At 42.2% G+C, this 13321-nt stretch carries 9 protein-coding genes; 3 read left to right on the top strand and 6 right to left on the bottom strand.

Features of this window, described 5'->3' with window-relative positions:
- Window position 1: 1 nt before the first annotated feature.
- Together MMAH_RS05060 and MMAH_RS05055 are read right to left on the bottom strand one after the other, a co-directional pair.
- Complete coding sequence (locus MMAH_RS05060) at window positions 2-2758, bottom strand: heavy metal translocating P-type ATPase (RefSeq protein WP_245526194.1); 2757 nt, start codon at window positions 2756-2758, stop codon at window positions 2-4.
- Entirely contained in the window at window positions 2739-2939 is a 201-nt protein-coding gene (locus MMAH_RS05055) for a heavy-metal-associated domain-containing protein (RefSeq protein ID WP_013037466.1), read from the bottom strand. Before MMAH_RS05055 ends, MMAH_RS05060 begins: the two co-directional genes overlap by 20 nt.
- A gap of 85 nt (window positions 2940-3024) precedes the next feature.
- Between MMAH_RS05055 and nadA the strand changes: the two genes are divergently transcribed.
- Together nadA and MMAH_RS05045 are read left to right on the top strand one after the other, a co-directional pair.
- Window positions 3025-3933 carry a quinolinate synthase NadA gene (gene nadA, locus MMAH_RS05050; protein WP_013037465.1) on the top strand — a complete coding sequence of 303 codons (909 nt, stop codon included), beginning with the start codon at window positions 3025-3027 and terminating at the stop codon, window positions 3931-3933.
- Window positions 3934-4184: 251 nt separating this feature from the next.
- Window positions 4185-4835, top strand: coding sequence for a flavodoxin family protein (locus tag MMAH_RS05045; RefSeq protein ID WP_048902266.1), 651 nt, complete (start codon window positions 4185-4187; stop codon window positions 4833-4835).
- A gap of 33 nt (window positions 4836-4868) precedes the next feature.
- Here the strand turns inward: MMAH_RS05045 and MMAH_RS05040 are convergent, their stop codons facing one another.
- From MMAH_RS05040 to MMAH_RS05025, 4 genes are all read right to left on the bottom strand, one after another.
- Window positions 4869-6092 (bottom strand): SufB/SufD family protein, encoded by a 1224-nt coding sequence (locus MMAH_RS05040; RefSeq protein WP_013037463.1) that lies wholly within the window; start codon window positions 6090-6092, stop codon window positions 4869-4871.
- Window positions 6071-6814 carry an ABC transporter ATP-binding protein gene (locus MMAH_RS05035; protein WP_013037462.1) on the bottom strand — a complete coding sequence of 248 codons (744 nt, stop codon included), beginning with the start codon at window positions 6812-6814 and terminating at the stop codon, window positions 6071-6073. Before MMAH_RS05035 ends, MMAH_RS05040 begins: the two co-directional genes overlap by 22 nt.
- Before the next feature lie 440 nt (window positions 6815-7254).
- Window positions 7255-8535, bottom strand: coding sequence for an ATP-grasp domain-containing protein (locus tag MMAH_RS05030; RefSeq protein ID WP_013037461.1), 1281 nt, complete (start codon window positions 8533-8535; stop codon window positions 7255-7257).
- A gap of 9 nt (window positions 8536-8544) precedes the next feature.
- The gene (locus MMAH_RS05025) at window positions 8545-10548 is read right to left on the bottom strand and encodes a CocE/NonD family hydrolase (RefSeq protein WP_216579807.1); all 2004 of its coding nucleotides are present in this window, start codon (window positions 10546-10548) and stop codon (window positions 8545-8547) included.
- Window positions 10549-10849: 301 nt separating this feature from the next.
- On the opposite strand from MMAH_RS05025, the gene ppsA reads away from it, so the two are divergent.
- Complete coding sequence (gene ppsA / locus MMAH_RS05020) at window positions 10850-13258, top strand: phosphoenolpyruvate synthase (RefSeq protein WP_013037459.1); 2409 nt, start codon at window positions 10850-10852, stop codon at window positions 13256-13258.
- The last annotated feature ends 63 nt before the right edge of the window (window positions 13259-13321 follow it).

Genomic DNA, 13321 nt, shown 5'->3' with positions numbered 1-13321 from the left:
ATTACTCAATCCTTTTCCTTTTCATCAGCAGGGAATTTGTCATCACAGAGACCGAACTCATAGCCATAAATGCTGCTGCCATTGCCGGTGTAATTAGTGTTTGCCCAAATACCGGGAAGAGCACACCTGCTGCAATGGGTATGCCAAGTGTATTGTAACCAAAAGCCCAGAAAAGGTTTTGTTTGATTTTTTTCATCGTAAGTTTACTCAAATTCAGGGCCTTTAAAATATCCTTCACGTCATTCTTGATGAGGACAATATCCGCAGACTCGATGGCGACATCCACTCCTGCACCCATGGCAATTCCCACATCTGCCTGAGAAAGGGCCGGTGCATCGTTGATCCCGTCCCCTACCATTGCTACCCTTTTGCCCTGCTTTTGCAGTTTTTCAACCTCTGCTGCCTTATCAGCGGGCAATACTTCTGCAAGGACCGTATCAATTCCTGCCTGTCTTGCAATTGCCTGTGCAGTTTTGCTGTTATCGCCGGTTATCATGGCAACTCCAAGTCCAATTTCCTGCAGTTGGGCTATTACTGATGGTGCCTCCTCCTTCAATACATCGGCAACAGCAAGAACACCGGCGATTGTACCATCGATGGCGACCAGTATTGCTGTTTTCCCTTCATCTTCAAACCTATTCGAATAGTTGGCTACATCACCCGGATAGATTGCTTTTTCTTCCATCAAGCGTTTGGTGCCTATAATCACTGAATGATCATCCCATTCTCCTGCAACTCCTTTTCCAGAAAATGATTCAAAACCGGATATGTTTTTTAGCTGGAGTTTTCTGGATTTTGCTCCTTCAACGATTGCTTCAGCCAGCGGATGCTCGGAAAGTTTTTCAACTGAAGCTGCTGCCTGAAGCAGGTAGTTTTCTTCATAATTGCCTGTTGTTGCAACATCTGTGAGGAAGGGTTTACCAATTGTAAGGGTACCGGTTTTATCAAACACGATTGTGTCTACTTTGGGAGTAGTCTCCAGACTTTCCCCATCACGTATGAGGATTCCATTTTCAGCGCCCATACCCGTACCTACAATTATGGCAACAGGTGTAGCAAGGCCCAGCGCACAGGGACATGAGATAACAAGCACCGTGATGGCAATCAGCAATGCAAAAAGGAAAGGGCTGGCAACACCTGTAAGCTCAGCAACATTAAATGTGCCGTAGCCTATGAAGAACCAGAAGAAAAATGCTAGCATGGCAATGGTCATCACAATGACAATAAAGTACCCTGCTACAATATCTGCAAGGCGTTGGATGGGTGCCTTTGATGTCTGGGCCCTCTCCACCAGTTTTATGATCTGTGATAGGGCGGTATCAGCACCGACCTTTGTAGCTTTGAACCTGAATGACCCCGTCTTGTTTATCGTTGCACCGATGACTGTATCTCCAGTGCTTTTTTCGACAGGGATGCTTTCTCCTGTGATCATGGATTCATCAACAGCAGAATCACCTTCTATGACTTCACCATCAACCGGTATCTTTTCCCCGGGTTTTATAACAACGATGTCACCTGGTTTTACTTCTTCGACAGGAATGTCTTTTTCTTCACCATCCATGATTATACGGGCAGTTTTTGCCCGCAGTCCCATAAGTTTACGTATCGCTTCTGATGTCTTGCCCCTGCTTTTGGCTTCCAGGTAACGTCCGAAAAGGATGAATGTGATAAGCATGGCAGCCGAATCGAAGTACGTATGTTCATATCCCGCACCCAGGTTCAGGAAGGCTGCTGCAGTGCTTGCAATAAAGGCCGCTCCGGTACCCGAGGCTACCAGCAAGTTCATATCGGCAGACCCGTGCTGCAATCCCCGAAAAGCTCCGGTGAAAAACTGTCTGCCGGGGAAAACCAGAGTGAGGGTTGCCAGGGTGAATTGAACAATGTTGTTGGCGAGAATATCAGGCACATAAGGATCAATTCTCAGCATTCCCTGCATGGCACCAAGGGTGAGGGGCAATGTCAGAGCAAAGGCTATCAAAACATTTTTTTGTTGCTCAATTCTTTCCTGTTCTTGTTTGTCCTTCAAATTATTTTTTGTATCTTCCGGTATTGACGCGCCATAACCTGTGTTCTCTATGACTTTGATAAGCCCTTCAGGGTCCATTATGGAACTATCGAAAATGATATCCGCTTTTTCCAGGGATAGATGTACATTTGCTTCAAGTACACCGGGTTGATTTTTAAGCGCCTTTTCTACATTGGATACACAGGAAGCACAGCTCATCCCGGTAATATTCAGAGTCAAACGGTCACTACGAATTCCGTATCCAAGGGATTCTATGCGATCGCGTATCTCCCTTAAGTCCAGCTTATTTGTATCATAGGTCACAGACGCTTTTTCAGAAGCAAAGTTGACAGAGACTTCCCGTACTCCATCTACTTTTTCAAGGCCGGTTTCGATACGTTTGGCACATGCAGTGCAGGACATGCCATAAATATTCAATGACAGGGTCTTTTCAGCATCCTGTTTCGATATTTCTTCAATACTTACAGGACAGGTTCCCTCACATGCATTCTCTTCCTGATCTTCGACAGAATATCCGGCCTGGCTAATAGTCTCCTTCATAGTTTCAACACTTGTGGATGAAGGATCATAATTGATTGTAGCAATGCCACTGTCAAGATTAACCTCTACGGATTTCACCCCTTCCAGTTTTTCAAGGGCATCGTGGACACTTTTTGTGCAGTGTCCGCAACTCATACCGCTTACATGTAAAAGAATCTCAGCCATGGTTGTATTATGCCTCGTAACCTGCATCCCTGACAGCTTTTTTCAGATCCTCTACACTTATATCAGGTTCATATTCCACGTGGACTTCACATTTTTCAAGATCTACTTCAGCTTTGGATACAGACGTAATCTTTTGTAATGCCTTCTCAACTGCCATCTTACAGTGGCCGCATGCCATTCCTTTAACTTTAATATCTATCTTTTCCATAAAATATCACCTGTTTAAGTTATTGTCCAACAATTTAATATATTTGCCTCTCAAATATAGTTAACGCCGTGAATTAAAAATTAAGATGATTTATATGGATCAAATAATTGCTAAAATCGAAGAACGGAAAACAGAAATGAATGCTGTTATTCTGGCCCATAATTACCAGCGATGCGAAATACAGCAACTGGCAGATTATACGGGTGATTCACTGGGACTGAGCCGTCAGGCAGTGGAACATGACTGCGATGTCATTATATTTTGCGGAGTGGATTTCATGGCGGAGAGTGCGGCTATTCTTTCCCCGGATAAGCAGGTACTACTGCCTGCAAAGGATGCTCATTGTCCTATGGCAGCAATGGTTGATGTTTCATCCCTCAGAAAAGCAAAAGCAAAAAACCCTGATGCTGCAGTTGTATGTTATGTGAATTCCTCAGCGGCTGTAAAGGCAGAAAGCGATATATGTTGTACTTCCTCAAACGCAGTCAATGTGGTAAATTCCCTTAAAGAAGATAAAGTAATATTTGTGCCAGATAAGAACCTGGCACATTATGTCTCCCTTCACACAGAAAAACAAATTATTTCCTGGGAAGGTTATTGTCCGGTTCATCACCAGATAATGCCGGAAGAAATCATAATGGCAAAGCAGGAGCATCCGGATGCTGAATTCCTGGCTCATCCGGAATGCAGGCCCGACGTTGTTGAAATGGCAGATGCCGTACTCAGTACCTCGGGAATTATTGAAAGAGCGGGCAAACCAGATGTAAACGAATTTATTATCGGGACGGAAAATGGTATTCTATGCAGGCTCAAGGAAGAGCATCCCGATAAAACATTCTATTTTGCATCTCCCTTTGCCTCATGTGCAAACATGAAAATGGTTACACCTTCTATTTTGCTGGATTCAATGGAAAAAATGCAATATGAAGTGACTGTAGAGGAAAGTGTAAGGGAAAAAGCAAAAAAAGCCCTTGACAGGATGCTTGAAATTTAATCTGTATTTTTATATTTAAAGGACATCAGGTGTTTTTCAAGGACTTTGTAATTTACAAAAGTCCCTCCAGGTCCTTCTCTCACCTCTACATCATATCCGGCATCATCAAGCATGATTCCAAGCATATGTGACAGTATATAAAATTCCTGATACAATTTGTTTGTTTATAAAATTATTTATAATTTGCTACATTTGTGACTCATTTCATTTTAGGAAAAGGTTATATGTCACAACTGACCAACATATTCATTATGTCATTGAAAGCTCTCTTTTTAAACTGTACACTGAAAAAATCACCTGAAGTATCGCATACAAGAGCCCTTATCGATAAAGCAATTGAACTGTTTCAGGATCTTGGTGTAGATAGTGAGGTAATACGCATTGTAGACCACAATATAGCTTTTGGTGTTTCTTCTGATGAAGGAGGCGATGACGAGTGGCCACAGATTCTTGAAAAAATAAAAGCCTGTGATATACTAATAATTGGATCTCCCATATGGTTTGGAGTAAGATCTGCAGTGGCACAGATGGTACTTGAAAGACTGGATGGATCTTATGCAGATGCTGACCCCGAAACAGGGCAATATCCACTTTACGGTAAGGTAGCTGGAGTTATTGTGACGGGCAATGAGGATGGAGCACACAATGTTTCTGCAAATACACTTTTCAATCTGACCCATCTTGGCTGTACAATTCCACCTAATGCTGATTGCTACTGGGTGGGAGATGCGGGTCCGGGCCCAAGTTATATTGATGCAGGAGGAGACAGGCATCTTTACACAAACAGGACCGTCAGGTATATGGTAAACAATCTTGCTTATATGGCAAAACTTCTGAAGGACAATCCTATTCCTACAAAACTCAGGGAACTGGATGAAGCTGCAAAAAAGGTAAGTGATTGATCTAAAAATAGAGAATATGTGATGCTTTTTGCATCACATTGCGCTTTTGCCTATCTGTGCAATTGTTTCATCAATATCTTTCTGGAGCTCATCCGGGATTCCGGAAATACCTACATCCAGGAAACCACGCACTATCATTCCTACAGCATCTTCTTCGGAAAGACCACGCGCCATCAGGTATTCTACCTGTTCCCTTGCAATCCTGCCAACAGCTGCTTCGTGTGTCAGTTCAATATCATCCACGTTTGCTTCAAGGATGGGGATTGCTCTCTGTGTACCTTTTTTGCTCAGGACAAGTCCGTGGCATTCCAGGTGGCCTTTTGATTGGACTTCATTTCCTATCATTTCTCCTCTTGCAATAACGGTTCCACCGGTTGTGATCGTCCTGGAGACAAGCTCTGCTTTTGTATTGGGTGCATCAAATATAACACGACTACCAATATCCAATTCAGAACCGGGATGTGCCACTGCAATGGTATTAAACCTGGCAAATGCTCCCTTGCCGGTAAGGCGTGCTGTCGGATAGCTCTGAATGGATTTTACCGCTTTGAGAGTAACATAATTGTTGATGAAGGTAGCACCTTCTTCCAGATGAATTACTGTTCTGGGACGTACACCAATTTGCTCTGCCCAATTATGGATCATGGTAAAGTTCAGGGTACCACCCTTCTTTACATACATTTCCGAAATGCCCAGATGCATAGCTTTATCCACATCGCTGCTTGTGGAGCAGCCTGTAATTACATCCAGCCTGGCATTTTCTTCTACGATTACAATGTTGTGGACTGTCTGAGAGACGTCTTTTGAACCCATTAGCAGACAGGTTTGGATGGGTAATTTTGTTTTGACTCCTTCAGGAGCTCTTATAAAATAACCATTGGCGTTTTCCAGATAACTGGTCGCAGTGTATTTATCTGCATCCACTGGCACCAGATTCCAGGAATAATCTTTAAGCCAATCATGCTTTTGCATTGCAAAGTGAAGAGGCATCAATTCAATTTCTTTATCGGAAACTGAAGAATGGGATATGGCATTATCAACCATTACAAGGCTGCCACCTCTGCCTTCCCCGCTGGGAATCACTCCTACATTGAGAAGAGTTCTCTGGGATTTTTCATCGAGTTCCTTCAGGTTATCAGTGTATTTAGTTTCCTTTGGAGCAATCGAATACTTATCCAGATCAAATTTTTCTCCGTATGCAGCTTCCTTTTGTAGTGCTGCTTCTGCCCTTTTTTTCAGGCTTTCTTCAGTTTGCATGTAATACACTCCTCGTAACCGTTTTCTTTGATCTCCTGAAGCATCTCCCTTGGATTACCCTCACACATTATTGTTCCGTTGCAGAGGACATAAGCACGATCTGCTTCTATGTAATCCAGAATCTTACCTGTATGTGTAATGATTAAAGCTGATTTGCCATGGCCTTTACGGTCACCGGGGCAGGCTGAATCACCATGAATCAAATTATTAATTGTGCTTCCGATAATGTCAATGCTCATAAGGTCTACACCTGATTCTGGCTCGTCAAACAAATATATACATGGTCTCTGGGCAGCAAGTTGTAATAATTCGGATCTTTTAATCTCTCCGCCTGAAAATCCCACGTTAATATCTCTTTCCATGAATCGCATCATATCAAGGGATTCTGCCATATGTTCCATGTCCTTATCCCCTGCTATCAGTTTTAAGAGGTTTTTCAGTTTGACCCCATTCATGTTCGGAGGGCGCTGGGTCATAATCCCGATTCCTCTTGTTGCCCTTTCGTCAATAGACATATGGGTAATATCCTCACCTTTGAATAATATCTGCCCACTTACTATCCTGTAACCACTAAATCCCATCAATGTCATCAAAAGAGCAGATTTTCCTGCACCGTTTGGCCCCAGAATGATATTTGTATAACCTTTTTCCACTTTGAAGTTTACATCTTTTAGCAGCTCTTTTCCACCAACCTCAACAGTAAGGTCCTTTACTTCTAACATGTGATCCTCCGCTTATTATTCATAATAACTATTTCAGCTAGATGATGCTCTAAGTATTTACATCTATCCTGATAGTTAAAAAGTTATTTGTTATGGCTGGATTGTAAGCTTAAACAGAATACATTACCCTGTTTCTTAGGATTTTTTCAACAACAATATGTACTGCCGTGTAACTCTATATCCTCTTAGCGATTGCCAGCCAGGCCCGGCCCTTTATAGGCTCACTTAAGGCGCTCCTTACTTTTTTGAGAAGCAGGCTTTCAAGGATTACAATTTTTTCAAAATCTGTAGTGTCACATAGGGATTAGGATAACTCATCCTAAAAAATCACTACATAATCCCTGGAAATCCAAAATAGAAATTTATTGAAGAGAGGTATACTTACCTAAATATTCAATAGACCTTTGAACATTTAAGCAAGTATGTATTGTTAAATAATATTAAAATTCTTTTTGAATACTAAAAGTTATCTTCTCAACCACCCGATCATATTTATTTACAAGTTCGGATCTCTTATCTGCTCCTATAAAAATATCTGCAAGTTCATAGCTATAACTGTCCTGCAACTCCATTTTTGATAGTTGCTGTCCCTCTTGAACCAGCACTTTGATTATTGTACCAGGCATTTCATTCATAACCGACTCAATTTCTTCATCTGACGGAACTGCAATTACTTTACCGGAATCAAATGTCCTGAGCATGAATTTTGCTGCATGCTTGAATTTGCCCTCGTCTCCCAGAGGTTTTGGTTTTTCGCCAAGTGCAAGTTGTAGCATGATCTGATGATGTGAAACTCCGTGAACCTTCTCAAAAAGGTCAGCATGAGATTGGGATATTCTCGTGTTTATTTCCAGCAGATATACCTGTTTATGAAATGGGTCATAAAAAAATTCAACATTGAAGGCCGAATTATCAAATTCAATAGATCTGATGAATCGTTCGCAAACATTAATCATTTTTTTCTGGACCCATTTTGGTAATGATGAAGGATATTCATAACGTGAGAAAGAAGAAAAATGTTGATCCCTTACAGAGTCCACAACACCATAAACCTTTACTTTTCCATCATACACATAGCCTTCCAGGGTACATTGTCTTCCGTAAAGAGGTGTCTCTGCAATACAGCTCTCTTTCATTTGAGTTATGTCAGCAGGGAGATTCTGGTCCTGTAAAAGTTGCATGAATGGTTTATGGATAAAATTAATACCTTCACGTATTTCTTCCATTACTTCCTCAAATTGCCCACGGTTTTCTATTTCAAAAGCAAGGAATGAACGAAATGATCTGAAAGGCTTTATCCAGAAAGGAAATGGCATATTTATAGTATCAAATATATTTTCAGCAAAAGGATCAAATGCACAGAATGTGGGTATATGATTTGAAATTACTTTTTGCTGCTCTAACCGGCTCCAGTATTTGTGTTCACATTTAAGGACACTTTCAAAACTCGGGCCCGGTAAACCCATTCTTGATGCCAGAATTGGAACCATGTCCTGTGCAGGGAAATCGAAATAAGTTATTACACCGGTTGGTCCACCTTCAACCGATCTCATTCTGCTTTCTGCAGTTGATAATAGTTTATCCATATCAAAATTTTCCACATTCCGTATCTCATCTATATCAATAGCTGAATGAAATACACATCCTTCGGCAGCTGGCACTTTTTTAAGTTTTTCCAGATTGAAGGAATCCATTCCTACAACAAAAATATTTTTCTTCATATTTCTCCCTCAAATCATATCACGTAGAATCAAATCATCCCAGCTTTTGCTAAAAATTCGTGTATCACCCTCATAAGCATCAAGGATTGCCCGAATTTGAAAATGAGTAGGTGTGGACGTAAGTACTGTTCTTGTAAGTGTTTTTATCTTCCAATTACCACGTGCCAGACTTCTTGTACTTTCCACTTCTCCCCTAACTGTATCATAATTATTATTCAGATAAGAATAGACTTCAGTTGTTTCTTTTCTAATTTCCAAGTTGATATCCTCCAGCCGTAAGAAGGCATCATTGTTGATTATCTGTTGTTTCACTTCATTTGTTGCAAGATTATGTTGCACTGTCCATTCTCTCTTTGCAGGCTCCAGAAGTGTGGATCGGATCGGTTCTGATAATATCGGTTCTCCCAAGTCTGGTAATTTGTCATCTTCTTTGCTTTTTGGTCTTACAGGTAGTATGAGTTTACCTTTGCTCTTTATAGTCAAAGCTGCAGGTTCAGGACTCGGCCATGCAAAAGGCCAGTACGAAGTTGAAATAGACAGCCGTATTTTATTGCCCGCAGGGAAATTTTGTGCCACGTAATTCATTTTTATACAAATCCTGTACGTATTACCAACTTCAAGCACAGCGGGATTTTCATTACCATCCCTGTGTGTAAGATTCAGAAGTCCATAAGTAACTCTTGTGGAGGTTCCTTCCCGGCATACATCGTTTAGTCGCAGGGCAATCATAGCTATAGGCTGGTCTGACTCTAATTCGAGTTCTACTTCCGGAGATCCAACTATTTCAATATCTTCCTCTAATTCAGGTGTATCAAAAACAAGGGCTCCTCCATCTTCTTCGCTTTGGTCATGGGGAAGATCTGTTGACTCTGAGTATGAGTACCATTTACCTGCAAATAGCCCAACACTTAAGGGACTCCTAATCCTCATATCTTCATTTTTGATTTCATCTTCTTCAAGATGGATCCTACCTTTTGACAATAAAAATTCTTGATTTTCAATGTTGGCAGAAGGCCAATTATTTTCTGCTATCCATCTGCCAGGACAACTTGAAATAAGAGGGGAGACACTATCCTGCATCCAGAGGCGTAACATGGGTTCTTTATCTACTCCATTATCAATCTTTTTAAGCCATCTGTCCCACCAGCGTGTGGCTTCTCTCAAAAAGTCAATTCCGATCCCCTCTCCACCGAAATTAGGATACTTGTGTCCCCATCCTCCGACAAGGGCCTTGCGTGGAACCTGCAGGTTTTCCATGAGCCTGAATACAGTGTTGGAATATCCATCCGCCCATCCACTTACTGCAAATACAGGGCAGGAAATAGCTTCATAATTTTCTGCAACTGAAGCGTGCTTCCAGTATTCATCTCTTCTCTGGTGCTGAAGCCATTTTTTTAGCCATAGTCCGCTTCCTTCCAGTCTGTCCAGCCACATCTCTTTCCATTTATCCCCTACAATAGCAGGGTCTGGTGGAAGAGAGTTATAGGAAAACATTGTTGAGGCCCATGAAAGATTATCCGTTAACAGGCAACCTCCCATATAATGAACATCGTCTGCATAACGGTCATCAGATGATGAAACTGTAATTATCGCTTTTAGATGGGGTGTATCCTTTGCCGCTATCTGGAGAGCATTGAAACCACCCCAGGAAATGCCTATCATTCCTACATTGCCAGTACACCAGGGTTGTGAGGCAATCCATTCGATGATTTCGATACCATCATTGAGTTCTTGGGGCAGGTATTCATCTTCCAGTACCCCATTTGAATCCCCGCTACCCCGCAAGTCCACTCTTATAGCCGCGTAACCCTTTTGGGCAAAATATCTATGTATTTTGGAATCACGAATCGCTTTGAAATCACGTTTCCTATAAGGAATATATTCAAGAACAGCAGGTACGGTCTTTTCATCCGCACCTTCTGGTAACCATATTTTGGCTGCAAGTTTGCAGCCATCAGACATGGTTATCCATTCATTTTCAATTTCCCTGAATGTAGTATTACTGTCGTACACCCTTTCTCTCCTCTTGATGTATAGTTGGACCGCACCAATGATAACTCTATAAAAAATGCCTGGCAGGATGATTCCTTCCAGTCTGAACAAATTCAAAACAACCATTTATACCTGCGGTTAACCAGAATGGAATTAATTTGACCACCAGATAATTTAATCTCATAACTTCCAATTATATTCTTTTTAATAGCTATTAAAAGTATCGCAGTTTGTCCACCTATAGATTTTTAGTACCCACAGGAACACATAATACTTTCCTGAATCATATAATCAACTAATTGAAAATAGTAGTGGGGTTACAATGAGCGATAACAAATACATACGATGGTTTGAAGAGATTACGATTGATGATGTGTCCCTGGTGGGAGGAAAAAATGCATCCCTGGGTGAAATGTACAGGGAACTTACTGATAAGGATATAAGGATTCCTAACGGTTTTGCTATCACTGCTGAAGCCTACTGGCATGTGCTGGACTCAGCAGGTGTGGTGGGGGATTTAAGAAAGATTCTGGATGAACTGGACACGAAGAATCTCAGCAACCTTGCTGATGTCGGCAAAAAGGCCCGGCATACAATCCTGGATGCACCTATCCCTGAAGATCTATGGGATGAAATAAAAACTGCATACGACAAACTGTGTGAACAGTATGGTGCAGATACCGATGTTGCAGTACGCAGTTCAGCCACTGCTGAAGACCTGCCGAATGCATCCTTTGCAGGCCAGCAGGAAACCTACCTCAACATCCATGGCTACCATGCCCTGAATGATGCATGTAGTCGCTGTTTTGCTTCTTTGTTCACCGACCGGGCCATTTCCTACAGGATAAATAACAGATTCGATCATTTTGATGTGGGCCTGTCTATTGGCATAATGAAAATGGTGCGTTCCGATCTTGCGTCCAGCGGAGTGATGTTCACCATCGATACAGAAACTGGCTTTGAGGATGTGGTCTTTATCACCGGCTCATATGGGTTAGGTGAGAATATCGTGCAGGGGCTGGTAAATCCGGATGAGTTCTACGTATTCAAACCAACCCTCGAGGAAGGTTATAAGCCCATTATCCGCAAAAAGGTTGGCAGCAAAGAGATTAAGATGATCTACGGCCGGGGGGATTCCAGGGTACTTACGCGTAATGTGGAAGTCCCTGAAAGTGACAGGAAAATCTTCTGCATCAACAATGAGGAAATACTACAGCTTGCCAGGTATGCTGCCACTATTGAGAAGCACTATTCAGGCAGATCGAATAAGGCAATGCCCATGGACATAGAGTGGGCAAAGGACGGTGATACAGGAGAATTGTTCATCGTTCAGGCAAGGCCGGAGACCGTACAATCCCAAAAAAGGAAAGATGTGCTTGAAACCTATTACATGGATGAAAAAGGCAAGGTGCTTGTCACAGGCAGAAGTGTTGGATCCAGGATATCCTCGGGCAGGGTGCAGGTTATCAAGGATGTCTCTGGTTTGTCTTCCTTTAAACCTGGGGAAATCCTGGTGGCAGATACAACCACTCCTGATTGGGAACCTGTGATGAAAAATGCGGCAGCTATTATTACCAATAAAGGAGGCAGGACCTGTCATGCAGCGATTGTCAGTCGTGAGCTCGATATTCCCGCGGTTGTGGGGGCGGATGACAGCACAGAAATCCTTGAAACGGGAAGGCAAGTCACGGTAAGCTGTGCTGAAGGAGACACAGGCAGGGTCTATGAAGGCCAGCTTGCATTTCATAAGGAAACCACAGAGCTGGAAGATGTCAGCAAGACCCAAACAAAAATAATGATGAATCTGGGTAATCCTGAAGAAGCTTTTGCACTGTCCCGGGTCCCCAATGATGGAATTGGACTGGCTCGACTTGAGTTTATTATAAACAGCTATATAGGAATTCATCCGATGGCACTGGTCCATACGGAAAAAGTCAAAGATCTGGATGTAGTCGACCAGATTGAAAAATTGACACAGGGATATTCGGATAAAGAGGAATACTTTGTGGAAAGGCTTGCCGAAGGTGTCGCGACAATCACAGCTGCATTCTACCCAAAGCCTGTAGTTGTGCGCATGAGCGATTTCAAATCCAATGAATATGCAACCCTGTTGGGTGGGGAAGATTTTGAGATAAAGGAAAATAATCCCATGCTTGGTTTCAGGGGAGCTTCGCGTTATTATGATGAAAGATACAGGGAAGGGTTTGCCCTTGAATGCAGGGCTATGAAAAAGGTTCGGGATGAAATGGGACTTACCAACCTTATTCTGATGATTCCTTTCTGCAGACGTGTTGAGGAAGCCCGCAAAGTTATCGAAGAGATGGGAAAACACGGCCTTAAGAGGGGTGAAAACGGCCTGCAGGTATATGTGATGTGTGAAATTCCCAGTAATGTACTCCTGATCGATGAGTTTAGCAAATATTTCGATGGTTTTTCTATCGGGTCCAATGATCTGACACAGCTCACACTAGGTGTAGATAGGGATTCTGAGATTCTGGCTTCAACCTTTGATGAGAGGGATGAGGCTGTAAAAGAGATTGTATCCATGGCAATAAAAGGTGCAAAACGAAACAATAAGCACAGCGGAATTTGTGGTCAGGCGCCAAGTGATTTCCCGGAATTTGCCGAATTCCTTGTGCAGGAAGGCATTGATTCCATTTCTCTGAATCCGGATTCGATACTCAGGATATATCTGAAGGTGATGGAAACCGAAAAAAGTATTGGGAAATGAAAATATTTCAGCAACCTTCTCCAGGGTTGCTATCATTACTTTTTATAGGCCAGATACGAGTTT

The organism is Methanohalophilus mahii DSM 5219 (assembly GCF_000025865.1).
In the GTDB taxonomy this organism is placed as follows: domain Archaea; phylum Halobacteriota; class Methanosarcinia; order Methanosarcinales; family Methanosarcinaceae; genus Methanohalophilus; species Methanohalophilus mahii.
The sequence above is the reverse complement of the archived record's forward strand: the minus strand, read 5'-3'. Positions and strand labels throughout refer to the sequence as shown.